We start from the raw sequence: 23,861 nt of genomic DNA on the forward strand, positions 1-23,861 counted from the left end.
GTCGTTTTATGTGAAAAGCGACAGAATTCAGTCATTCATACCTGACATTCATAAGAGAGAATAAAATGTTTCCAGAACCCAAAGAAGGCAAGACCCGATGTGTTGGCTTTTTGCTCTTGCCGGGGTTTTCAATGAATTCTTTTACCTTTGCGATGGAGCCTTTACGCGTCGCAAATAAAGTTGCGCGTGAAGAACTTTATGACTGTCCGGTTTTTTCTCTGGATGGAAAGAATGTTGAGGCGTCGAATGGATTGCGTTTGGAAGTGCAGGGGGATTTGGCCTCTGCGAGTGAACCTGAAAATATTATTCTCTGTGGGGGCCATAATATATCCGGCTTTGACGCTAGCGACTTTATGCCATGGTTAAGAGCTGTGGGGCGTCAGGGCAGGATGATTGGCGCGCTTTATACGGCATCATATTATTTGGCTAAGGCAGGGTTGGTTGATAAAACCAAATGTGCGGTTCATTGGGAATATTTGTCGGCTTTCAAGGAAACATTTCCAGAAATTGAAACATCCAACGAACTGTTCGAGGTTAGTGCAAAGGGCTTTACCTGTGTTGGGGGGACCGCTGGTCTGGATATGATGTTGAACTTTATCTCTGACCTGCACGGTTTTGAGTTGGCGAGAATGGTTGCGGATCAGTTTGTGCACGAGCGTATTAGGGATCGGCGTGAATTTCAGTACTTTGGCCTTTCCGCACGGTACTCTATTCAGGATCAACGTTTATTGCGGGTGATCCAAATTATGGAAGATCATTTAGAAGAGCCTTTGAGCCTTGAGGAGCTGTCCAAGATCGCGGGGTCATCGCGCCGTCAGTTGGAACGCATGTTCAGCAAGCAGTTTAATAAATCTCCGGCTAGATATTATAGCGAATTGAGGCTCTATCGGTCACGACAGTTGATCATGCAAACCAAGATGCGAATTATCGAGGTTGCCCTGGCTTGTGGGTACAATTCATCTGCGCATTTCTCACGCTGTTATCGCAATTTCTTTGGTTGTACACCGCTTTCAGAACGTAAGCTGCCAAGCCAAAACCAGAAGTTATAATCAGTATTATTATAACTACGTAATTTTACGCTGATCCAATTTTTGCCTTTTTTCGCTTATACTGTTCCTCAACGAACAAGAGATGAGGTTATGTTATGAAGCGACTAATCAAAAAAAGTTTTGCGGCAGCAATCGTGCCAACTATTCTTAGTCTTGGTGCCGTGAGCCTTGTATTTTTGTCGCCTGCCTCTGCGGCTCAGAGTTCTCAGGAACAAGTCATCGAAGATGTGATCAATGAGATTGAGCGCACAGTGATTAATCGCTATTTCCATAAAGATGATCAGACGACTCAAGGTCACAAAAAGAATAAAGGGAAGGGCAAGAAGAAAGGTCTGCCGCCAGGTTTGGCAAAAAAAGGGTCTCTGCCTCCTGGACTACAAAAGCAGCTGGATGAAAAAGGATCTTTACCACCGGGCTTAGCTAAGCGCGATTTGCCTGATGATTTGCAAAGCAGATTGCCACGCCGAAAAAACAGTAAATTTGTCATTGTCGATGACGACGTTGTTCTGATCGACATTCTTACCAATAAAGCCTTGGATGTTCTCGAAAACGTTTTGAAGAAATAGATTTCCGAATTTAAAGCGGCGTAGGTTCCTGAAGCGCTTTGCGTTGCTTCAGGAAGCGTCCGAGTGTTCCGTGGTTTGGGGCGAATATCATTGAGAATGCCTGTAACAGGCAAGCGACAACTGCAATCATACCGGCTGCGTTTAACGCGTAATTTTCACCGAGTAAAAACGGACCAAAAGCAGCGATCAAATATCCTAAACATCCGGATAAAAGTGCAAAGATGGATGATAGGATGATTTGAGTACTCAGTTTATCCGTCCACATCCGTGCCGTTGCAGCAGGGCAAATGAACATTGCAATGACGAGGATAGATCCAACAGCATCAAAGGCCGCGACGGCTGATGTTGCGGTTATGATGATCAGGCCTATGCTGATATAACGCGCGTTGAATCCCAGCGAAGTTGCCATGGCAGGATCAAAGGTTGATATCTTCAGTTCTTTGAAAAATAGGATAATGACAAGCAGGACCACAAGGGTGACGCCGCCAAGTCGGCTGATGCTTCCCGGCATCTGTGCCAACCCGTCTGCTGAGAGAATATCAGACCAGTCGTTCAAACCGAACCAAAGGGTAGATTCCAGGTTTCCATAAAGAGCGTGTTCGACATCAAGGTGTACGCCTGATGTGCCTGTCTGTTCCAAAATAAGCACGCCAAGGGCAAACATAGATGTAAAAACCACGCCCATGGCTGCTCCGGGCTCTACATTGCCCAAGCGGCGAATAATTTCGATCAATAGTGCTGATATAAGGGCAGCACCCAAAGCCCCGAGGAGCATCGGTAAAGTATCCAAAGTTCCAGACAGGAGATACCCGACAACAATACCGGGTAGAACCACGTGGCTCATCGCATCACCGATCAGGCTTTGCCGCCTGAGAACTAGGAAATTGCCGGGTAGGGCACAGCAAAGTCCCGCAAGGGACGCAACAAGAAGTGCCGGGAAGTCGATTTGTAGAAAATCTGCGAGAGGTAACTCCATTAGCCGATTTCCTTCTTTGGATGGTCAATCGACATTTCCAGCTCTTTTATCAAATCGCGGGGGAGAATGTCGGTAATCATGGCGAGTGACCAGCGGTTTTGGGCGAAAGCTTCTTCCGGGTAGTCACTGAGGTATTGATTCCAAAGTGCTTGATCTCTGGACATAGAGCTAACGGTTCTTTTGCCTTTTTCTGTCAGGGTGAGATCGCTGTTCAGAACGCCTTCACGCTTTAACATGAAGGAAGCTAAAAGAGATAGATCCTGTTTATTTTTGCCGAGGGATAAAAGGGCACGGCGTCGTGTGATTTTGAGCCTGAAGGAAAACTGTCGTAAGGCAGTGGCAATCACGCCTCTTTTCGGAGCGAAGAGAAGAGATAGTGTAAAGAGGGCAGTGGCTGTCAATACTATTGTTGCCCCAGATGGTAAGTCAGGGGTGAGTGCGGATAATGCTGCACCAAGATAACAACTCATTCCACCCGTAAAAGCAGAAATTGCGACCATAACACCTAAGCGGTCGGTCCAAAAACGGGCGGCAACAGGTGGAATGATGACTAATGCAATAATCAGAATAAGACCAACTGTTTTAAGGCCAATGACAACTACGGCAAGCAATAGTGCCATCATAAGAAGGTCGACTTTGCTTACTGCCCAGCCACGTGATGCGGCATAGTCAGGGTCGAAGCATACCAAGCCAAATTCTTTCATGAACAAGACAGCGAGCACGGTTATGACAAGAGCAAAAAGGGCAATTATTTCGGCTTCGCTTTGTAACATGCTGGCTGTTGAGCCTAGCAAATAGCTTTCCAGGCCGGCCTGGCTACCGCTTTTTAAAGTTTGGATGTAGCTCATCAAAACGACCCCAAGGCCAAAGAAAGAGCTAAGTACAGTACCAATTGCTGAATCTTCCGGAAGGCGTGTATTGTCCTTGATCCATTGAACCAATAAGACGCCAAGAATACCGCTTAGAGTTGAACCGACCATCAGGAAAGGAAGGCTCTTGCCTGTTCCTGTAAGGGCAAGGGCAACGAGAAAACCCAGTGTGATCCCGGGAAGGGTTGCGTGGCTGATCGCATCACTGATTAAGGCACGTTTGCGCAAAAGAGAGAATACACCGACAACTCCCCCTGCGGTGCCCAGTAAGCCAGCACCGAGAAGGACAACATTTGTGTTGTAACCGCTCTGGAAAGTTAGGATTTCAAAAAGTTCCTGAAGCACGATTCTGCCTTTGGTGTTTCTGGTGGTGTTTATTGGTTTTCAAAGTGTTCTGAGTATTTGTCTCTGCAGGCGCAAGTTAAGTTACTGGCCCGCGAGTGACATTAGTCCTGACAACTCCGAAGGTGCGAGGCGGCCACCGTAGGCACGTTGCAGGTTTTCAGAGGTAAAGGCCTCGTGCATTGGGCCACTGGCCACTGATCTTACGTTGAGAATAAGCGCGTGATCGAAATAATCTGGTGCGGATTGCAGATCATGATGAACGCAGATTACAGTTTTACCTTGGTCTTTTAGCTTTTTCAAAACGTTGATAATGGCACGCTCAGTTGCGGCATCGACGCCGACAAAAGGTTCATCCATGAAATAAAGTGATGCGTCTTGTGCCAGAGCGCGGGCAAGGAAAACACGTTGTTGTTGACCGCCTGATAGCTGTCCGATTTGCCGATCTGCAAAATCGACCATCCCGACTTTGTCCAGATAAGACAGAGCCTGTTCTTTGTGATTTTTTCGAACGGGTTTGAGCCAGCCAATCTCGCCATAAAGACCCATGGTGACAACATCCAGTGCAGACGCTGGGAAATCCCAGTCCACACTGCCTCGTTGAGGAACGTATCCGATAAGCTTGCGTTGTTTATCTACTGGCTTGCCGTAAACTGTGATTTTTCCGGATAATTTAGGGATCAAGCCAAGGGCGGCCTTGATAAAAGTTGATTTTCCTGCGCCATTGGGGCCGACAACCGCGACCAAACCCTTTTCAGGGGCAACAAACGAGAGATCCCATACCACTGGCTTGTGGTGGTAAGAAACTGAGAGGCCTTCGATTGCCAAAGGGGCTTTCTTGGCAGTATCTGTGCTGAGGGAAGTACTCGGTTGCAGTTTCAATAGCTTCGCGATCATCGGAAAATTTCCTATACAGCCTTAGTTAGCTGTGTGTTGCGTCAAGGTCAATTGTTTGCTCATGCCTGCCAGTGGTGCTTCACCACCAAGGGCGCGACTAATTACAGTTGCATTATGATCGAGCATGCCAATGTAAGTACCTTCGTAGGTTCCCTCAGGCCCCATAGCATCCGAAAACAATGTTCCACCGATTGTTATGTTATGACCGCGTGCTTCAGCACCTTCAATCAAAGCTTTCACATTGCGATCCGCTACCGAGCTTTCGACAAAAACGGCTCTGATCTTGCGGGTGACAATTAAATCAACCAGATTTTCTATCTTTTTCAGACCTGCTTCACTCGCCGTGCTTAGCCCCTGGATGCCGACAACTTCAAAACCATATGCTTCACCAAAATAGTTGAAAGCATCGTGGGCCGAGATAACAACACGTTCGTTTTCAGGGACACTCGCAAGGACGGTTTCTACATACCCATTAAGCTGTTCCAGTTTGATCAGATACTCTGCAGCATTTCTATCGTAAAAATCCGCATTTGCAGGATCGTATTCTTTGATGACGTTGAGCGCTTGACTTGTGACGGCCATCCACTTTCTAACATCCATCCAGACATGCGGATCATTCTTGTCCTCGTAATCCTGACTGGTTAACAGCAGAGATTTGTTGATTGTTTCTGCCAAGGGAACCACGGGCTTTTTTGCTGCCATGCGTTCAAGAGCATCTTCCATCTGTGCTTCCAGATAGAGGCCGTTGTAGAGAACTATATCTGCTTTTGTCAGGGCGGCGACATCATATCTGTTCATCCGATAGGTGTGGGGGTCAACACCTTCACCCATAAGACTATCTACTTCCATCTTGTCCCCGACGATGTGGCTAACGACATCTGCGATCTGTGCGATTGTTGTCATCACGACAGGTTTGTCAGCTCTGGCTGACTGGCTAGAAGCGATAAGAATAACAGCAACCAGAATAGTTTTGACTATGGAGGTAAAGGATCTAAATAACATCATCAGTTTCTTTTTATCTGCTCTATTTCTGAAACGTTAGGTGGTTGGTGGAATCGAGTCGTGGTTAAGTATGGCAACATTGATGTCGACAGGTAAATTTGTAGCCTAGGCTACATTTGGTGTCAATGGCATAATGTTTCAAGCGTATCTTATTTGTTTCGCGGGTAATAATTTGATGTTGATTTTTGGAGATACATAAGTGTGCTTGCTCTTTTACATTCGGGATTCTTTCAGGTAAGTAAGGCGAAGCAGAGTTAATATTAGATGAGTGGCGGAAGGTTATATTTAAGCCCATGACATCAGTGACTGACCCAAAGATTGAGCCAGAGAGCGATCTAGAAACTGGCCCAGAAGTTGCCCCGGAAATTGGCTCGGAAAATTCTGGACAGAATATAGAGTTGGAAGATGCTGAGCAGCAGGCTGCAAAGTTTGAGCGTGTGCGTGAAGCCCATAAAACAGAGGTTGCAGAAGATTATGTCGAGTTGATCGATGATTTAATCAATGCGAACGGGGAAGCACGTGTTGTTGAGTTGGCAGAACGTATGGGGGTTAGTCACGCAACTGTTAATAAAATTATCCAGCGTCTTCAACGCGAAGGTTTGGTTATTTCAAAACCTTATCGATCAATATTTCTGACCGATAATGGGCGAGCTTTGGCACAGGCTGCGCGACGTCGGCATGAAATTGTGGTTCGCTTTTTAAAGGCGGCTGGTGTGAGTGATGCAACGGCAGAGATTGACGCCGAGGGTGTTGAACACCATGTGAGTGAAGAGACACTGGAATGTCTTTCCGCTTTAACACTTAAGATCGAGAAATAAGCCGCTAGTTCTTTTAAATTTCCTGTTTGTTTCCTGACTTATCGCGAGCAAATTTTCTTTTCTTTTTATCTATTCGGAACTGAAAATCATTTAGATGCGATTTTCGCTTTTGATACAGGGGGGAAACGGGCTAAAGTGCGGCAGAAATTCTAACACTGAAACGAAACTAAAGAATTGGGGAAATCTCATGGCTCTTGAATTACCAGCCCTTCCATATGCTTATGACGCTCTGGGACCATACATGTCTGCAGAAACTCTTGAGTTTCACCACGACAAACACCACAACGCTTATGTTGTGAACGGCAACAAACTTCTCGAAGGTTCTGACCTGGAAGGTAAATCTCTGGAAGAGATCGTGAAGGGTTCTTTTGGTGATGCGTCTAAAGCGGGTATTTTCAACAATGCTGCACAGCATTGGAACCACATCGAGTTCTGGAACATGATGAAGCCGAACGGTGGCGGCGCTATACCTGGTGAACTTGAAAAGAAAATCATCGAAGATTTCGGTAGTGTTGATCAATTTAAAGCCGATTTCGTAAATGCTGGTGTTACACAGTTTGGTTCCGGTTGGTGCTGGCTGGTACTTGACGACAGTGGCAAGCTTGCTGTGACTAAAACTGCAAATGGCGAAAACCCACTGGTAGCTGGTGGTCACGCGCTTCTTGGCTGTGATGTTTGGGAACATTCTTACTACATCGATTACCGCAATGCGCGCCCAGACTATGTAAAAGCTTTTGTTGATAGCCTGGTTAACTGGGAATACGTTGCAGAGCGCTTTTCAAAAGCCGGGTAATATTACGAAAATTCCCGGTTAGAATTCTATATCAGAATTTTTGGCAGGAATTAATGCAAAACGGTCCGATTGTCGGGCCGTTTTTGTATGCAATATGATGTAGCACTTGTGTGTTTTCTTGTTGATTGCATCGAGATTCTGACGTGATTTTTGGCACAATTTCATGGGAATCTTGATCTGAATTTCAGTGAGACGATCAAGGCGGTTTTCTTTATCTGATCTTCCTGTTATTTTGCCAATGCTTTTATAAAGTATGTTTGATCAATTTGGTGACCAAATAGGCAACGACCTATTTGAAATGGGGAAAGAAGTCGTATGAGAGCATTAGGGCGTATTGCCGGAACGATGGTGGCTATTGTCGCTGGTTTCAGCTCTTTGGCAGAAAAAGTTTATGCCCAGGATTTGGTTGGTGAACCGGCACCAAATCAACTCATTGCTTTTGATAATTCTGAATATTCTGGTGCTGCAAAGATTTTTGAGCTTTCTGCTGACCAACTCTATTCTTTTGTTCCTTCTCTTGGTGATTTTTCTGGACGCATTTCATCGCTGAAGCTTGGCTCACAAGTTGGGGCGATATTTTTTGAGGGGCCACTGTTTCAAACAACTGACAAATCTTGTGCACCTCTTTTAGGAAGTAAAGAAGAGCCACATTTGTTGTGGCAGGGGCCTTCAGCTGATCTTGTTCCGTTGAAACGGGTAAATGATGCGCCGATATCAATGGCTGCTCCGCAAGATGATACCTATTCATCAATGATTATCTATCGTCGTGACATGGGGCCTCCGCCCGGGGTTCTTATGTTGCAACGTTTGAACACCTACAGCCGTGGTTGCGCAAATGTTCTTGAGCAGTTGAATTACCGACGCGCCTTTATCCCGGCATGGGACAAAGGGCGGACAGGCTATTGTCAGAATTTAGTTGGTCCGACGACCTACGCTGGTGAACGCGGTACCTTCCGGTTTAATGATAGCGATCAGTTGGTCTTCATGCATCCGGATGGAATGGATCGTACCTATCAATCTGTTCATCATCGTGTACGGGCAACGCTATATGACTTCCCTGATTGTCAGGGGAATCATGTTACTTTTCCTTTTAAAGCGGAAAGTATTCGCAAGTTTAATCTTGCGGATTATGGATACAAGGGGCGCGCACGTTCTGTAAAGGTTGAGTATGTATCTGGCCCTGCATCTGCTTTATCTGCATTGGCAGTAGCAAGCGCATCACCTAAAGCTGTTGTTGCAAAAGCATCTGAAGCCCCAGCCCCTGCTAAAGCTGTCGCATCTCAAACTGCTGCTGTAGAGCCAAAGACAGTGCCACAAGCTCCTCAGACTTTTGTTGCGCCAGAGCCAGCCACCACGCAAGAAGCTCCTGTAATTAAAAAGAGTGTAGAGGCCCCGCAATCTGCTGTAGTACAGAAGCCTGCACCACAGGCATCGACTGAAACACAAGTGTTTGTTGCTCCTGAACCTCAAGTGTTTACAGCTCCGGCACCTGCTGAGACGTTTCAGGCACCTGCTTACAGTCCGGCAGATTCAGATTTGCTTGCGGCGGGTATAACACCTGCTGGTGATGATGCGTTAATCCCTCAGCCTACACAGGCCACTGAGGGAGAATTGGAACGCCAAGCGATCACCTCGCAATCGGAAAATCCACTTTTTACGCCATCATACCAACTGTTCGAAGCACAACCTGCTGAAAATGTTGATAGCCAACCCCTGAATTCTGATGGCTCGGCGGATTCTGCAAATCAAGGAAGCTTACCGACGGAAACGGCAGAACGTTTTGTGAGTCCTTCAACAGGGGGAATAACTTATGAGTTTCCTGTTTTTGATGCCTATCGCTTGAATTATTGCTTAACACCGGGAACAAACTGCGGAGAACCAGCCGCACGTGAGTGGTGCAAGAAAAAAGGACATGAAACGGCCGTTGCGTGGGTCAGAGATGATAACATTGGTTCGCTCTTCCCGACGATTAACATGGGATCAAAAGAGATTTGTTCAAATTATCGCTGTGATGGTTTTAAAGAACTGACGTGCTCGAACTAAGACGTCGTTTGGTTGGATTCCGAATAGAAACCTTGGATTAATCAAACAGGGTTGGCTATGCCAACCCTGTTTTTGTATATTTATGGCGCAGGGAAAGAGCTGTAAATTTCTTCTAGCAAGATATTGTGCTTTTTTATTGCTTCAGGACCTTGGTCAGGGCCGTCATAAAGGCCGAGTTCTCTTAACAGAATGAAAAAGCCACTACGCGGAATTGCTGGTTCACCGCGACTGACAGCAAGAGGTACCAGCGAGAGATCTCCGGCATTATGATCTGTTCGCATGATGTCTTCGAGTTTATGTGTCAGTTTGTGAATGATTTGAGGCCCAGGAATTTCGGCTTCTATAGCCAGCATGCGATAAGTGATCGTTTGGTGTTTCTTAGCTGTGTTTCTGAGTATCGTTCTGATTTTTTGTTCTGTGTCGGCATTCACGAAACGCATTTCCTCTGTTGTGATCCGCTTTTGATTTCAGACTTAATGTAAAGCCCACTTCGGACTTGAATTTGAGCGAGCGACTCTGTACCACTTCCTTTAAGTAACAAGCTAGTTGTAAATAAGAAACCATTTGGGCGCCAGAAGTCTCATTAGAAATTTCATAAGAACCACAGGAAGTAATTATGACCCAGTTTCAAACGATCGACGATCTTCAATTGAGCGGAAGGCGTGCGCTTGTCAGAGTAGATTTTAATGTGCCTATCAGAGATGGGAAAATCACTGATAACAGTCGTATTATTCGGGTGTTACCAACAATACGTGATCTAAAAGCGCAAGGCGCCAAAATAATTCTGATGGCCCATTTTGGCCGCCCAAAAGGAAAGGTCGTTCCTGAAATGAGCTTGGCCCCGGTCGTTAAAGGGCTTTCAGATGCTTTGGACGGTGAAGAAATCGCTTTTGCAAAGGATTGTATTGGTGCTGAAGTTGTTGCTCAGATTGATACCCTTTCAAATGGTGAAATATTGCTGCTTGAAAATCTCAGGTTTCATGCCGGAGAAGAAGGGAATGATGCTTTCTTTGCACAGGAACTCGCGAAGCTTGGCGATGTTTATATTAATGATGCTTTTTCTGCTGCTCACCGCGCACATGCCTCAACCGATGGATTGGCCCGCTTACTTCCTGCGGCGGCTGGCCGATTGATGCAGACGGAACTTGAGCATTTAACGCAGGCATTGGCGCACCCCAAACGCCCTGTTGCTGCCTTGGTTGGCGGAGCAAAGGTATCAACGAAGCTGGATTTGCTTGGTAATCTCGTGAGCAAGGTAGATGTACTGGTTATTGGCGGTGGTATGGCCAACACTTTTTTGAATGCACAGGGGATCGAAGTCGGACGTTCACTTTGTGAACACGAAATGGCGGATACTGCGCGTTCTATCCTGAAAGAAGCTGAAGCACAAAATTGTAAAGTGATGTTGCCTTGTGATGTAGTTGTCGCGGAAACACTGGCTGAAAACGTTCCGACTTCAACTGTCGAGACATCATCGGTTCCTGATAACCAAATGATTTTGGATGCAGGTAATCAAACGGCACAGGAGATAATTTCCGAGTTGAAAGATTGTAGGACACTCGTTTGGAATGGCCCGCTTGGATGTTTTGAAACAGAGCCGTTTGATGCGGCGACAAATTCTGTTGCTCAGGCTGCGGCTCGTCTGACCACATCTGGAGAATTGCTTACTGTTGCTGGTGGCGGTGATACTGTTTCTGCCTTGGCTCACGCCGGAGCTGAGAGTGATTTTTCCTATATTTCAACTGCGGGTGGTGCCTTTCTGGAGTGGTTGGAAGGAAAGACTCTTCCCGGGGTTAAAGCCTTGGAAGATGCGGCTTAATACAGCTCAATCAATCTAGTTTAAAAAAGCGAACTGGGGTCTTTAGAGAGGCCCCAGTTTTGCCATTAAAACCAGTGCAGTTGCACCTGCTGTGACGCCTGCGAGTAAATTTTTTCTTGTGAGAAAGAAGACGGCGAGAGAGATGATTGTTGCTCCCGCGCGTTGTCCCAGGCCGAGTTCTGCCAGTGGTCCGATGGGAAGGAGGATCATGCGGGCGATTAATCCGGCGAGTAAGGCGTAAGCAACACAGGTAACCCAGCGGAAAACAGCACTGTCTTTATCCATTTTCCCTGATACAGCAACGCCTAGTCCTCGCCAAAAGTAGGTAACAGCAGCTGCAACCCCCAAGGCAGCCATTGGTGCCATGAAATCTGAATTTAGAAAGCTGTCCAATTCGCTCATTACGATTGCGCTTTCCTGAGCTTGCACTCGCTGATCAGGAAGGCGATTGTTCCGGCAATAAGCCCCGTGATAAGTAAGCTCCAGTTGGGGGTGAACAAAAAGGTTAATGGCCCAAGAATGGCCCCGAGAATTAGAGCTGTCGGACGTCCCGGTTGGGTAAAGTCAGCAAGAAAAACCAGCATAAAGTAAACCGGGTTCAGGAAGACCAACCCCATTGTTACCTCTACTGGTAACAGGCCGGGAAGGTGATATCCAATATATGTGGCGAACATACAAACCGACCATAGAGGAACAACAAAGCCGGTAAAGTATGGCAGGCGTTGTTCTTCTGGTAATTTTGGGCACTGTTTCATTGCCGCTGCCCATCCCGTAACGGCGATGAAGTTGCTCATGAAGTAATAAACAATTTTGGGCGTTGTTTTATTTCGGATAAAGGGCATTAAAACAATAGTCATGGGCATCAGACGGCAATTAATCAAAGCAACTGCCGCGGCAATTACGAACAGGGATGCGTTGATTGCGTAGAGTTCCATCGTGGCGATTTGCCCGGGCACGGCCCAGTTAACGGCCGTTGAAATAAGGGCGTGCCAGACTTGCAACCCGGTTTCACTGACCAGAGCACCAAACCCCATATAGGTGCTGCCCAATATGAGTGCTGGTATTGTGAGAGCATCTTTTGCTCCCTTGATATAAGCGGCTTGTCTAGAGCCAAAATCATCAGGTGTGTCGTGCATACCCGGCTTTAGACTCCGGATTAAAAAGAAGAGACCAAAAGCCTAGCACAGAGGATGGAATGAAAGCATCTGTTTTGTGCGGTGCAAAATATTTCAGGTAAAATAGTACGTCGTCGAGGGGATCAAGAGGGTAATATTCTGGAGCCTGGTAGAACACATTTAACCGAGGTTCCTTTGCCTGGATCGCTCGTCATTTCCAGCTCACCGCCGTGTAGTCTGACTAATCCTTGTGCCAAGGGGAGGCCAAGACCTGTGCCATCGAACTGTCGACTTAGGGTGCTATCAATCTGTGCAAAGGGTTCAAAGGCTTTTGGTATGTCTTCTTCAGACATCCCAATGCCGGTATCCATGACGATAAATTCGAAATCGCCATCATCATTAACCCCACCAGCAAGTTCTACGATGCCGCCAGATGGTGTGAACTTGACTGAATTGGCGAGCAAATTGATAAGAACTTGCTTGAGTTTGCGCTGGTCTGCATGAAGCATTGGCAGTTTCGAGGGCAGGGAAAGTTTAAGTTTCAATCCTGCATTTTCAGCGCGCTCAATCATCAGGCGTTGAACGGATACGGCCAGCTTCAGCGGGTCCGTTGCATCCTCCAGTAACTCTAGCTTGCCAGCTTCAATTTTTGCCACGTCAAGGATATCATTGATCACGCTTAGAAGGTGGCGGGCAGAAGTATGAATGTCGTGAGAATATTCGTGATATTGCTTGTTCCCAAGAGGTCCCAAAAGCTGTGATGACATCATCTCGGAAAAGCCGATAATGGCGTTAAGAGGCGTACGAAGTTCGTGGCTCATATTCGCCAAAAACTCTGATTTTGCCCTGTTGGCTACTTCTGCTGTTTCTTTGGCTGTTCTAAGGGCACCTTGTTGATACTGTTGCTCGGTTACATCTCTGGCGCTACCCCGGTAACCTGCATAAGCCTTGGTTTCGTTGGTATAAAAAGCAAGGCCACTTACTAGAAAAACACGCTCTTCACCTGATCTGCTCAGAACTGTCAGTTGTTCATCTCTAAAAGGTTTATGGGGCCCTGTTGCTTTGGTGTTTGCAAATATATGATTCGGTTCTTCTACAATGAGATCTTTGATACTGCGACCCAAAAGCTCACTTGGGTGATACCCCAGGGCCTTTTGGACCTGTGGTGAAACATAGGTAAAGTTTAGATCTTTGTCTGTTTCCCATGTCCAGTCAGAAACCAGTCGACTCATGTCATTCAGGCGATTTTGCACAGAGTCCAGAATTTTCTTGAGTTGAGCATTTTCGTCATGAGGGCGTAAAACGACGGCAGTTGCACCGGGGTGTACGTTTGTTGCACTTATAAAATGGTAAGAAGCTAGATAGTGTCGAGCTTTTTTATTAACAATAATCGTATATTCATCAGGGTTACTACCACCAGCCGATTTTATGGCTTTTATTTCTGCGGGACTGTATGGAGGGGCAATTGCATTTTCGATCAAGCCTGCCTCTTCCATTTCCGTGGCGATCATTTCATAGGCTTCGTTCGCGAAGATTACCTGACCTTCATTACTGATGACACAGGTCGGGGGGCCGTTGTGAACGATATCATTTTTTAGTGCCGAAATAATTTCGAATGAACTGCTTAAGTTATAGGGAAGGCCAGTATTTTTACCTTTCGTATCGCGATCCTTGGGAAGCTTGACGATACGACCCTTCGTTTCCTTTACCATCACGATGCCTTTGCCCCACTTGCCGATTTTTTACCTGTGGAGGCTGTATCGATTTCACTTATTGCGTTTTGATACTTGGGATCCATTCGCCAGGAATCAGTAATTAACTGAGCATCATCTTTACTGACTTTGTCGTAGATAAGCATTGCCCGGGAAAGGTCTCGCGGATCTGTTTTGTGACCACGGGGATTCCCTTTCCGACTTAGTAAAAAGATGGTGGCAAATGTTTGTTTAGGTATCTCCATGGCAAGACATAGAATTGCAATACCTTCGCCTTTGGTTTCATAGAGGGCTTTTCGCAAGCCGCCTGGCCTAAAGCCACTCATTTCACAGAACATACTTTCAAATAATTCAACTTCGCCTTGTCGAAGAGCCTGAACCAGACTGTCAATGGTTAACAAGTTGTTTTGTTTTAATTTCTGGGCGAGTTTTGTCGACGGGGCATGGAGTTTCGGAGAAACCCTGTCCTGATCGACAAGTTTGTGAATGCCAGACTGGATTTTGTTATCAACTTCCTGAATGTCCACCGGGAAATTCTTGATGATGTGTGATCTCAGGGCTGCGGATACCCACCAGTACATGCGTTCTGCCAGGTGAGCGGGCAGGTCCTCCCGGTTAACCAGAGGTTCTTGAAAATCGTCAATACGCCGGGATTGGTCTGCGAGGTATTCAAGTGTAAGTTCTGAAATAGTCGCATTTTTGTTTTCTAGCAGGGTTTTGATGACGTCTTTTTTTCCTGTATTAACAAGGGCATCAGAAACTTCACTGCTGAGTTCATTTCGAAGTGCTATTGAAAGCTGATGTTGATGCGTGCGTGATTTAATAATATCGACCAGATCTTGATCCTGAAGGATATTACTGTTCATTAAAATGGGGCGAGCAACTTCAATGTCGTCATTTGCGAGCATTAAAATCAATTCATGGGGAACGGTTTTTGTTGAGGCAAGTTCTTCACTTAATGCCTGTCGTACAAGTTGCTCAACATCACTTATCAATTTACTCAGGATGTCAGTCATCAAAGCTCTTTCCAGTTCGGAAAGAACACGTTCTTCTTCTGAGAAAAGTTGCCCTATCGTACGCGCAAGCGTCTTCCGACCCTTGACCGAACGGTCAAGTGCCATAGCCAGCAACTTTTGCAAGTTATTATCCTGGTCTTCCGGCAAGGGAATCCCCGCTTCCTTATACCCCGGTGCGCTACATGCGCGTTCACAGCCATTATTGGCTGTATTGGTCCTTATTATACAAGTGAATCGGCTACCAGGCAGACTCACTTGTTAACAAACAATTACGACAAAATTTATGAAAATAGTCTTAACTTTTTCGTTAATCTATTAGGTGATTTTTAGATGCAGGTTTAATAGATACTAAATATAGTAGTTTGGTTGTGTAGTTGATGGCAAGTTCTGTATGGTTAATAAAAGTTTCATCAAAAGAATCGACCTAAATATACAACGAGAAAATCCTGGATGATTAGTTGGTGATAACTTATGCGTTATGATGCCGAATATTTATTCTCTTAAAAAGAGTTGTTGATTTGAAATATTATCTGATGCGACTTTTTCAGTTGCGATTAACGTATTGTTTACAAGATTTGGTCATTCTGCTCTGATGAAAGTTTCCAATAAAACGAGTGCTGGCTTCTTTTCGGATGTACTATCTGACGGAATAACAAAGCGTCAGCCATCTAAAATTAAGAAAGAAACGGCTCCAGCACGGTTGACGGTTGAAAAGGCACTTAAGCCCTTTACCGGTGATCTCAGGAGTTTCGGTATTACCGAGCGTCTTAAAGAGCTTTTTGAAGCAGCGAAAATCGCAGCTGAATCCGGTAAAATAATGCCACGAGGATCATTCTTGAATATTACGGTGTGACAGCAACAATAGTATTGTTTCCAGCGGTATTCGTGTTCTTTTAGTATTTCCATTCGCTATTCATTCATACGTATATATTTATGAAAGCACTTATCGTGTCTGGGAAATACAATTTTCTTGCTCTCAGGTCGTAGCGCGGACATGCTGATCGTATGAACAATGATGATCATTTACACATTCCATCGGATGCGTCTTTTTCCCGTCGAATTCCTGATCAGGATGACAGGGAACGAATAGTTTGCGATACCTGTGATTATGTTATCTATGAAAACCCCAAAATTGTTGTTGGGGTTGTTGCCGCGTGGCACGAAAAAATCCTGTTGGTTAAAAGAGAGATAGAGCCAAGGCGTGGATATTGGTCACTTCCTGCTGGTTATTTGGAGCTTAATGAAACAGCGGAAGAAGGCGCAGTCAGGGAAGCTTGGGAAGAGGCGAGAGCAAAGTTGATCATTGATCAAATTCTTGCCGTTTATTCTATTCCTCGTATTAGCCAAATTCAGATAATTTATCGTGCCAAGTTGTCCAATCCGAAAGTATCTGCTGGGCCAGAAAGTCAAGAAGTCGAGTTATTTGGCTGGGAAGATATTCCGTGGTCTGACTTGGCTTTTCCGACGGTTGAGTGGGCGCTTAACCAATATCATTCTGTCCGCAATAGAAATGCGTTTCCTCCCTTTGCTAATCCCATTGGTTCTGAAATCCTTTAAGGTTTGTTTTTGGTGATTTATCAAGTTGTAATGCCTGTTAAAATGATTGGTGGCGTTATTGGGGCGTGCGCAAATTAAGTTGGATTATAGCCGGACTGAAAAGCCGTTGATTTTGGCACCTGAATTCTGGGTTGAAGAATTTTCCTTAACATTGATTACCATTACACCAAGTAAAAAGGTTACTGTTTCCGTGACTGAGACTGTTGAAGAAAAAGGGCAGGTGCAGTTGAGATCTCACGTAATGTTTAAGAAGCGGTGATGGCTACTGATGAGCCCTTTTTATTTTCTGTTCTGAGACTTGCTATAAAACACTTTCTAAAGGCATCAAGAACAGGAGAAGGGTGTGTACCTGCCCTGACAATTAAGTCAAAAGTTGATTTATAACCTAATTTCTGAGGGTTCAGTGCTTTCATTTCTCCATCCTCAACCCATTTCTGGGCGAGATGATCGGGGAGATGGGCAAGGAAATGCCCGGAAAGTATCAGGTAAACAAGCCCTTCCATTTGGTATGATAAGGCACCTGATCCTATTGTTTTAATGTTTGAAGGGTGAGGGCGACCTGCTGTGTAGCCGCGTTGAGCAATCTTGTAATCTGCTAAGCCTTGAGGTTTTAGCTTATCGGTATTCTTGTGAAAAAGAGGGTGCTTTGAGCCGCAGTACAGGATTTGATTTTCCGTAAAAAGTGGTTGGTAATGAAGACCGGGTAGGTGTTTGGGAAAAGCACCTATTGCAATATCCAAACGCTGGTCAAGCACTTCTCTCTCTAACAGGTTGGGAGGAAGAATATTGATTGTTGCCTCTATTTTTCCTTCCAAATTGAATAGCTCATGCAAACTTTGTGAGATTGAAGAGTTGGGGTGGGTAATTAGGTTGTCTGTAATGCCCAATGAGAGTTTGCCGCTTAGTTCTTGGCGGAGATCATGAACCTCATTGGTGAAGCCATCAATCTGATTAAAAAGTGTTTTAGCGGCGCTATAAACACGCTCTCCTTCTTTGGTCAAAGAAAAGCCTGTTCGTCCGCGCTGACATAGGCGCATACCAAGTCGGGTTTCGAGGTCCGACATTTGAATACTGATTGTCGAGATGCTGATATTCAACTCGGCCTGTGCTTGTGAAAAACCGCCGCAGTCAGCCACAGTTAGGAAAACGCGGAGCTGGCGGAGGTCCAGACTATCTAATTTCATGCTTTGATTTTTCTCAAAGTAAATTTTATTATTTTATAATTTCTTTAAGTTACTTCCAAAGTCACACTATTGGCGAGTTTTATTTTGGGAGGCAAGAATGAGCAACGTTACGGAACTACCACCAGACGGAATGGATTTACCTAGATTTAGTGGTATTGCAACTTTTATGAGATTGCCACATGTCACTGACTTCACGGGGTATGATATTGGCATTATCGGTGTTCCTTGGGATGCTGGTGTTACCAATCGACCAGGGACGCGTCATGGTCCGCGTCAACTCAGGGATATGTCGAGTCTTATCCGCAGATATAACGGGGCAACCTGGGTTGCTCCCTTTGATGATTGCCGGATCGCCGACTTTGGGGATGTGAAAGTCAACCCTGTTGATCTCGATATGACAATGCAGCGCGTCACGGACTATATGGCGAGTGTTCGTGAAGCTGGTGTCATGCCAATGGTGGCAGGTGGAGATCACATGATCTCGCTTCCGATACTACGTGGACTTGTTGCTGATACCGGACCTGTAGGTATGGTGCATTTTGATGCCCATATGGATGTAAACGACAGCTATTTCGGTGGGAGTAAATTGACCCATGGCACGCCTTTTCGACGCGCAATAGAAGAGGGTTTACTTGATCCAAAGCGGGTTGTGCAGGTCGGAATACGGGGGTCGCGATATGACCGCTCTGATGAAGAATATGCACAAGAGGTTGGCATAAGAGTTATCACGATTGAAGAGTATTTTGATCTTGGAATTCAAGAGGTTATTAAGGAAATTCACCGTGTGGTTGGAGGTCAAGGAACCTATGTGACCTTTGATATCGATGCGTTGGACCCTTGTTATGCGCCCGGGACCGGCACACCTGAAATAGGTGGGTATACACCATTTGATGCGCAGGTGATGATAAGATCGCTTGGCGATTTAAATCTGATTGGTGCAGATTTGGTTGAGGTATCTCCGCCATTTGATCAATCAGGTGGCACGGCAATCGTTGGTGTCAATCTAATGTTTGAGCTGATCTGCGTACTTTCGCAGGCGCGATGCCGACAAAAGACATGATTTTACGCTAGGCGGTGTATTTGATTTCAGAGGATCCTTAAGTTGTAACTTAAGGATCCTTTGGGGCAAATGCCAAGCGGAACTGTTGCATCAGCATTCTTGTCAGTTGCCAGCCCTGGAGCGTTTGCTGATTGGTTGCTTCTCCGCAAGAAGCTTTATCTTGAGATGCGGCAGCTTTGTATGAAGCATCAATAACAGACGTGTCAGAAGTATCCGAGTATCTTGTTTGTAGTGCATCACTTAGCGCTTTGTAGCCAACACGCAATTGTTCTTCATACTCAGGTAAAAGATGGTTGCAAACAGCATTGGTCCCAGCCGCTGCGGCGATAATATCAATTCTTTCTTCGTCGAATTTTTTATCGCTGACATTTAACTCAAAGGTCTGTCCTGTTAGTTGCTGTGTCAGATCGCGTGCTTTTTGCAGGGAGCGCTGAATGAAACCTTGTGATTCCTGATCGCATTTGAATCGTTCGTCTCTGGATGTCTGGTAGGCTGTGCCTCGGATCATATTAAGGACTGGCGCGTTGGTGAAGATCTTGTTGAGTGAATAATCCAGCAGATACTGTTGCCAGTAATATTCTCTGGTTTCTTCTGGGGAGAGAAGTAGGCATCTTTCTTCCAGCGCAAGGCCGGTAGCAATTTTGCCGTATTCAGTGATTACTTCATTTGAATCAAGCTGTTTTTCCAGTTCAGCATAGCTTGCTGATGTCTGTGTAATTGCAACACAAAAGACAGTGCAAACTGGGATGAGGGCTTTTATGAGCAGAGAAACAGTGCTTTTCATTATCTTCCTATAAGGATCAATGGTGGTTTAGATATTGTCTAATCCCATAAGAGAACGTGAAAAATCTTTGGCTGTAAAGGGGCGTAAATCATCGGCTGTTTCACCTACCCCGATTGCATGAACAGGTAACCCAAATTTTTCCGCTAAAGCGACCAGAATTCCCCCGCGTGCAGATCCGTCCAATTTGGTGACAACCAGACCAGTTACATCAACTAATTCTTTAAAGGTACCTACTTGAGAAACCGCATTTTGCCCTGTTGTTGCATCGAGCACCAAGACCACGTCATGGGGTGCATTTTCATCTAATTTTTTGATGACACGGATAATTTTTTGGAGTTCTGACATCAGATCGGATTTGTTGTGTAAGCGCCCGGCAGTATCTATGAGAACAACATCCGCATTTTCTGATCTTGCTTGCTCGATGGCTTCGTAAGCAAGTCCTGCTGCATCTGCACCCGTTTCTTTGGCGACAACAGGGCATCCTGTTCGTTCGCCCCAGATCTGGAGTTGTTCAATTGCTGCCGCCCTGAAAGTATCACCAGCGGCGAGCATTACTTTCAAACCTTGAGACTTGTATTGTGTGGCCAGCTTGCCAATCGTTGTCGTTTTTCCACTGCCATTGACGCCAACCATCAAGATAATATGGGGGGATTTGGATCTATCAACATCAAGAGATGTCGCGACAGGTTCCAGTATTGTTGCGATATCTGCAGCCAGCGCTTCCGAAACTTCTTGTGGCTCAACATCTTTATTAAATCGGGTTTTTGCCAAATTACCTGTGAGCTTTGTCGCTGTTGCAACCCCAAGATCAGAGGTGATAAGAAGTTCTTCCAGCTCTTCGATACTTTCTTCGTCGAGTTTCTTCTTAGTAAATATCCCACCAATACCATCACCGAGTTTAGAGGACGAGCGGCTAAGCCCAGCTTTCAGACGGGAAAACCAGCCACCTTTTTTCTTATCTTCACTCATTTGGGGTATCACTCATGTTGTGGGTTTTATGTTGGGTTATTGGGTAGAAAGTTGCTCTCGGGCAATATTTGCTGCGTCTGTTCCCAATGGGTAAGCGAGTAGTTTCCCATCGCGGACACTGGCAATGTACACAGGAACGACCTGTCCGGAAAGATCTCCTTCAAGGGCGTCAACCTGAACAGGCGCATAGTGCTCTGTCCGTCCAAACCCATTCTTCTCGATAAGAACCTGTGCTGTGGTACCTACTCTGTCATGCATGAAAAGATTCTCGGCTTTTTGTCCGGCATCACGTAAGCGTGCAGCACGCTCTTTACGAATATTTCCTGGTACTTGAGGCATCTTTGCAGCTGGAGTCCCGGGACGTTCCGAATAAGGGAAAACATGAAGATAGGTCAAGCCAAGCTCTTCGACCAGACGATAGGTGTTTTCGAACATTTCATCGGTTTCAGTCGGAAAGCCCGCAATAATGTCAGCGCCAAAGACAACATCAGGCCGGAGTTCCTGAGCTTTGACCACCATGTCGACAACGTCTTGTCGTAAATGTCGTCGCTTCATCCGTTTGAGAACCATATCATCACCGGCTTGAAGTGAAATATGCAGATGAGGCATAATTCGCGATTCTTCGCTGAATAGTCTATAGGTATCTTCGTCAATCTCTACAGGATCAAGGGAAGAAAGCCTTAGGCGTTTGAGTTCAGGTACTTGTGCAAGCAATCTACGTGTCATCTGGCCGAGAGTAGGTTTTCCCGGCAGATCTAGGCCATAGTCAGTGATATCAACCCCGGTTAAGACGACTTCTTGTACGCCATTGTTAACAAGTATTTTTACTTGTTCGGTAATCGCACCAATAGGTACAGAGCGATTATTACCGCGCCCAAAGGGGATAATGCAGAAAGTACAGCGGTGATTACAGCCTTGTTGGATCTGAACAAACGCCCGTGTGTGTTCTTCAAACCCGTGCACGAGATGAGCAGCCGTTTCTGTGGCTTCCATAATATCATTTACGGATACCTTGGCGCTTGGATCCAGATCGAAACTCTCACGCTTTAACTTCTCCTCATTGCCCATGACATGATCAACCTCTGCCATATCGGCGTAGAGGTCGGGGTTAATTTGAGCGGCGCATCCGGTCACAATGATTTTGGCATCTGGGTTCGTGCGACGTGCTTTGCGAATACTTTGACGGGCCTGACGTTCTGCTTCTGTGGTCACGGCGCAAGTGTTGAAGATAATCGTATCTGACAATCCAGCTTCACGGGCATGCTGGCGCATTACCTCGGACTCATAGGTATTAAGCCGGCAACCAAAAGTAACAATCTTTGGATCTGTCAGATTCTTTGTCATGCCGCTTTATGAACGATCATTTAAGCCTTGTCCAGCAACGGCTTTGCAAGTCAGCTATGCCCGACAAAGGTTAGTTTGTGTTATTGAAACTCTGGTTTTGGGCAGCGGATATGCGTTGTTGAATATATTGCCAGATTTTTGGGGTTTCTTTTTCTCTGAAGCATCGGCTCCAGGGGTAACCGTGAAAGTCTGAAACACCACAATCTTCCGGGGTTTGGACAAACAATGTGATGTTGTTCATTTTCTTCATGAAGTCGAGATCTTCAGGCGGGGCAATTGTATCACCTTCAAACGTATAAACGAGACCCGGCTTTTCTGTTGCTTGCTGGATAGTAGATTTCCAGATCTTGTAATAGGGTGCTACGTCATCTGATTCTTTACTCTTACCTGTATAAGCAAAGCCATATCCGGGGGCAGAAACGATGAAGCCGTTAAATGAATTCGGTATATCTGCCGCTGCGACCAAAGTGGTCGATGCACCACCTGAATGACCTAATAAAAATGTTCTATCTGGTGTAATGCCGTGGCGTTTAAATCTCTCTAAAAGGAGTTCTATTTCAACACTTCTTTTAAAGTAACGGGCTTCACTGGGTGTTTTACCGCTTACTTGTTGGGAACAGAGATAAAAAATTACGGTTTCTTCATGCTGGCGAACAATTGCACGTGCGTAGGATGGAATGAATTCTGGATAGCACTTTTGGCCGTGTCCACCATTACTTGTTCCATGGTTGTAGATAAAAAGAACTGTGTTTTCCGGATTGGGGATGTTCCGTTTCATTTCTTTTAAGAAATCTGCATCCCTTATGGCAGTAAAACTGTCGCCAACCGCAAAAGCACCATAGGGATCGTTTATTTTGTTTATTTTGGTCGTTTGGCATGCCGTTATGAGCATAAGTGATAGCGTAGTACAGAAAACGTATAGTCCTAATTTCATTATACTCTTCTTCATCTATATGACAGAATCAATGAAAGGATGAGCTTTTATTCACTGCTTTTTTTAATATAATTCAAGATGAATTTGGTTTCACTTAGAGCGAAACATTTAGTCCATGGATAAGCATGAATTTCGTCTAATTCGCAGGTTGTATCATCTTTATTTAATAAGATTTTGTAGTCAATGTTACGCATGTTTTGCATGAACGCAATATCTTCAGGAGGGGAATATTTATCACCAGGGAAGGCATAGACAACTCCCCGGGATTTAGTGCCTCTTTGAATGATGGTTTTCCAATTATTATACAAGTTTCCGTAGTTTGAAGCTTGATTTGATCCTCCCAGATAGGCGTAGCCGTAACCAGGTGCTGTTATAATATAACTATTGAATTTTTCAGGTGTTCTTGAAGCAGCCATTAAGCTTGATGAGGCGCCACCTGAGTGACCCATCAGAAATATATTATTCTTTAGGATTCCGAGTTTTTGAAATTTATCTGATACTTCAGCGATTTCGATGCCTCGTTTGTAATGTACTTGATTTACAATACTGTTTCTGGAGTTTCCTCCAGATTCTTGTGAGCATAGATAATATGCAATGATATCTGAATCTTGTTTGGTTAATAGTCTGACATAAGCAGGTAGCCAGTCTGTGTGGCACCTTTGGTGGATACCTGAACTTATTGTGCCATGGTTGTAAATTAAGAGGGTCGTTTTGCTGAGATCTCTATTTTTGAAAACCTTAGTTGTATCAAGTTCGAAATCGTTCAGTGTTCCGCCGACAACTTGGTCGCCATCGACATAAAATGCACCATGTGTTTCTTTTGATGATTTATTCGTCGTCTGGCATGCGGTGAGAGCAGCAAGGCATAGCGTAACAAGAAATAGATACTTCATTTAATTCCCCCTAGTTTAGAGAGAAAATGTATGCCTTTAATGTGAAGTGCAATGAGAAAATTTCAACATACTAAATTTTACAAACTCAATTAAAAGGTGTGAACACCTCCAATGTTTGC

Annotated in this window: 25 protein-coding genes; 10 read left to right on the forward strand and 15 right to left on the reverse strand. The window is 45.2% G+C overall.

What is annotated here, in order from left to right:
* Positions 1-65: 65 nt before the first annotated feature.
* Both D9A03_RS02685 and D9A03_RS02690 read left to right on the forward strand, forming a co-directional pair.
* Positions 66-1,049 (forward strand): GlxA family transcriptional regulator, encoded by a 984-nt coding sequence (locus tag D9A03_RS02685; RefSeq protein ID WP_120495706.1) that lies wholly within the window; start codon positions 66-68, stop codon positions 1,047-1,049.
* 95 nt (positions 1,050-1,144) lie between these two features.
* Positions 1,145-1,615, forward strand: a complete 471-nt coding sequence (locus D9A03_RS02690; protein WP_120495707.1) for a hypothetical protein — start codon at positions 1,145-1,147, stop codon at positions 1,613-1,615.
* A gap of 10 nt (positions 1,616-1,625) precedes the next feature.
* Here the strand turns inward: D9A03_RS02690 and D9A03_RS02695 are convergent, their stop codons facing one another.
* From D9A03_RS02695 to D9A03_RS02710, 4 genes are all read right to left on the reverse strand, one after another.
* On the reverse strand, positions 1,626-2,591 hold the full coding sequence (locus D9A03_RS02695) for a metal ABC transporter permease (protein ID WP_120495708.1): 966 nt from the start codon (positions 2,589-2,591) through the stop codon (positions 1,626-1,628).
* Positions 2,591-3,805 carry a metal ABC transporter permease gene (locus tag D9A03_RS02700; RefSeq protein WP_120495709.1) on the reverse strand — a complete coding sequence of 405 codons (1,215 nt, stop codon included), beginning with the start codon at positions 3,803-3,805 and terminating at the stop codon, positions 2,591-2,593. Before D9A03_RS02700 ends, D9A03_RS02695 begins: the two co-directional genes overlap by 1 nt.
* An 81-nt stretch (positions 3,806-3,886) precedes the next feature.
* Complete coding sequence (locus D9A03_RS02705; RefSeq protein ID WP_120495710.1) at positions 3,887-4,699, reverse strand: metal ABC transporter ATP-binding protein; 813 nt, start codon at positions 4,697-4,699, stop codon at positions 3,887-3,889.
* A 21-nt stretch (positions 4,700-4,720) separates the two neighbouring features.
* The gene (locus D9A03_RS02710; protein ID WP_254054959.1) at positions 4,721-5,704 is read right to left on the reverse strand and encodes a metal ABC transporter solute-binding protein, Zn/Mn family; all 984 of its coding nucleotides are present in this window, start codon (positions 5,702-5,704) and stop codon (positions 4,721-4,723) included.
* Between the two features lie 290 nt (positions 5,705-5,994).
* Between D9A03_RS02710 and mntR the strand changes: the two genes are divergently transcribed.
* The 3 genes from mntR (at position 5,995) to D9A03_RS02725 (ending at position 9,355) form a co-directional block, all read left to right on the forward strand.
* On the forward strand, positions 5,995-6,519 hold the full coding sequence (mntR, locus tag D9A03_RS02715) for a manganese-binding transcriptional regulator MntR (protein ID WP_120495712.1): 525 nt from the start codon (positions 5,995-5,997) through the stop codon (positions 6,517-6,519).
* 187 nt (positions 6,520-6,706) lie between these two features.
* Complete coding sequence (locus tag D9A03_RS02720) at positions 6,707-7,312, forward strand: superoxide dismutase (protein WP_120495713.1); 606 nt, start codon at positions 6,707-6,709, stop codon at positions 7,310-7,312.
* Positions 7,313-7,627: 315 nt separating this feature from the next.
* Positions 7,628-9,355, forward strand: coding sequence for a hypothetical protein (locus tag D9A03_RS02725; RefSeq protein ID WP_120495714.1), 1,728 nt, complete (start codon positions 7,628-7,630; stop codon positions 9,353-9,355).
* Positions 9,356-9,435: 80 nt separating this feature from the next.
* Here D9A03_RS02725 and D9A03_RS02730 read toward each other — a convergent pair whose 3' ends face one another.
* Entirely contained in the window at positions 9,436-9,786 is a 351-nt protein-coding gene (locus tag D9A03_RS02730; protein WP_162937946.1) for a hypothetical protein, read from the reverse strand.
* A 185-nt stretch (positions 9,787-9,971) separates the two neighbouring features.
* On the opposite strand from D9A03_RS02730, the gene pgk reads away from it, so the two are divergent.
* The gene (gene pgk / locus D9A03_RS02735) at positions 9,972-11,174 is read left to right on the forward strand and encodes a phosphoglycerate kinase (RefSeq protein WP_120495716.1); all 1,203 of its coding nucleotides are present in this window, start codon (positions 9,972-9,974) and stop codon (positions 11,172-11,174) included.
* A gap of 42 nt (positions 11,175-11,216) precedes the next feature.
* Here the strand turns inward: pgk and D9A03_RS02740 are convergent, their stop codons facing one another.
* The 4 genes from D9A03_RS02740 to D9A03_RS02755 all read right to left on the reverse strand — a co-directional run bounded on the left by D9A03_RS02740 (position 11,217) and on the right by D9A03_RS02755 (position 15,140).
* Complete coding sequence (locus tag D9A03_RS02740) at positions 11,217-11,576, reverse strand: AzlD domain-containing protein (protein ID WP_120495717.1); 360 nt, start codon at positions 11,574-11,576, stop codon at positions 11,217-11,219.
* Positions 11,576-12,310 carry an AzlC family ABC transporter permease gene (locus tag D9A03_RS02745; RefSeq protein WP_120495718.1) on the reverse strand — a complete coding sequence of 245 codons (735 nt, stop codon included), beginning with the start codon at positions 12,308-12,310 and terminating at the stop codon, positions 11,576-11,578. Before D9A03_RS02745 ends, D9A03_RS02740 begins: the two co-directional genes overlap by 1 nt.
* Before the next feature lie 122 nt (positions 12,311-12,432).
* The gene (locus D9A03_RS02750; protein WP_120495719.1) at positions 12,433-14,001 is read right to left on the reverse strand and encodes a PAS domain-containing sensor histidine kinase; all 1,569 of its coding nucleotides are present in this window, start codon (positions 13,999-14,001) and stop codon (positions 12,433-12,435) included.
* Positions 14,001-15,140: a DUF2336 domain-containing protein gene (locus D9A03_RS02755; protein WP_162937947.1), complete on the reverse strand. Its 1,140-nt coding sequence runs from the start codon at positions 15,138-15,140 to the stop codon at positions 14,001-14,003. The genes D9A03_RS02750 and D9A03_RS02755 overlap by 1 nt, the downstream gene beginning before the upstream one ends.
* A 469-nt stretch (positions 15,141-15,609) precedes the next feature.
* Between D9A03_RS02755 and D9A03_RS02760 the strand changes: the two genes are divergently transcribed.
* From D9A03_RS02760 to D9A03_RS02770, 3 genes are all read left to right on the forward strand, one after another.
* Positions 15,610-15,870, forward strand: a complete 261-nt coding sequence (locus D9A03_RS02760) for a hypothetical protein (RefSeq protein ID WP_120495721.1) — start codon at positions 15,610-15,612, stop codon at positions 15,868-15,870.
* A 152-nt stretch (positions 15,871-16,022) separates the two neighbouring features.
* Positions 16,023-16,574 (forward strand): NUDIX domain-containing protein, encoded by a 552-nt coding sequence (locus D9A03_RS02765; RefSeq protein ID WP_120495722.1) that lies wholly within the window; start codon positions 16,023-16,025, stop codon positions 16,572-16,574.
* A 58-nt stretch (positions 16,575-16,632) separates the two neighbouring features.
* Positions 16,633-16,833, forward strand: coding sequence for a hypothetical protein (locus D9A03_RS02770; protein WP_120495723.1), 201 nt, complete (start codon positions 16,633-16,635; stop codon positions 16,831-16,833).
* On the opposite strand, the gene D9A03_RS02775 is transcribed toward D9A03_RS02770, so the two are convergent.
* Positions 16,820-17,758 carry a LysR family transcriptional regulator gene (locus D9A03_RS02775; RefSeq protein WP_120495724.1) on the reverse strand — a complete coding sequence of 313 codons (939 nt, stop codon included), beginning with the start codon at positions 17,756-17,758 and terminating at the stop codon, positions 16,820-16,822. The two genes, D9A03_RS02770 and D9A03_RS02775, sit on opposite strands and share 14 nt — an antisense overlap.
* A gap of 97 nt (positions 17,759-17,855) precedes the next feature.
* On the opposite strand from D9A03_RS02775, the gene speB reads away from it, so the two are divergent.
* Positions 17,856-18,818, forward strand: coding sequence for an agmatinase (gene speB, locus D9A03_RS02780; RefSeq protein ID WP_120495725.1), 963 nt, complete (start codon positions 17,856-17,858; stop codon positions 18,816-18,818).
* 49 nt (positions 18,819-18,867) lie between these two features.
* On the opposite strand, the gene D9A03_RS02785 is transcribed toward speB, so the two are convergent.
* From D9A03_RS02785 to D9A03_RS02805, 5 genes are all read right to left on the reverse strand, one after another.
* Positions 18,868-19,602, reverse strand: coding sequence for a hypothetical protein (locus D9A03_RS02785; RefSeq protein ID WP_120495726.1), 735 nt, complete (start codon positions 19,600-19,602; stop codon positions 18,868-18,870).
* Between the two features lie 27 nt (positions 19,603-19,629).
* Positions 19,630-20,571, reverse strand: coding sequence for a signal recognition particle-docking protein FtsY (gene ftsY, locus D9A03_RS02790; RefSeq protein ID WP_120495727.1), 942 nt, complete (start codon positions 20,569-20,571; stop codon positions 19,630-19,632).
* 36 nt (positions 20,572-20,607) lie between these two features.
* Positions 20,608-21,915, reverse strand: a complete 1,308-nt coding sequence (gene mtaB / locus D9A03_RS02795; RefSeq protein ID WP_120495728.1) for a tRNA (N(6)-L-threonylcarbamoyladenosine(37)-C(2))-methylthiotransferase MtaB — start codon at positions 21,913-21,915, stop codon at positions 20,608-20,610.
* Between the two features lie 70 nt (positions 21,916-21,985).
* On the reverse strand, positions 21,986-22,849 hold the full coding sequence (locus D9A03_RS02800; protein ID WP_162937949.1) for an alpha/beta hydrolase: 864 nt from the start codon (positions 22,847-22,849) through the stop codon (positions 21,986-21,988).
* 47 nt (positions 22,850-22,896) lie between these two features.
* Positions 22,897-23,742, reverse strand: coding sequence for an alpha/beta hydrolase (locus D9A03_RS02805; RefSeq protein WP_120495730.1), 846 nt, complete (start codon positions 23,740-23,742; stop codon positions 22,897-22,899).
* Positions 23,743-23,861: the final 119 nt, after the last annotated feature.

The sequence above is a fragment of the Kiloniella sp. EL199 genome (assembly GCF_900313065.1).
GTDB lineage: Bacteria > Pseudomonadota > Alphaproteobacteria > Kiloniellales > Kiloniellaceae > Kiloniella.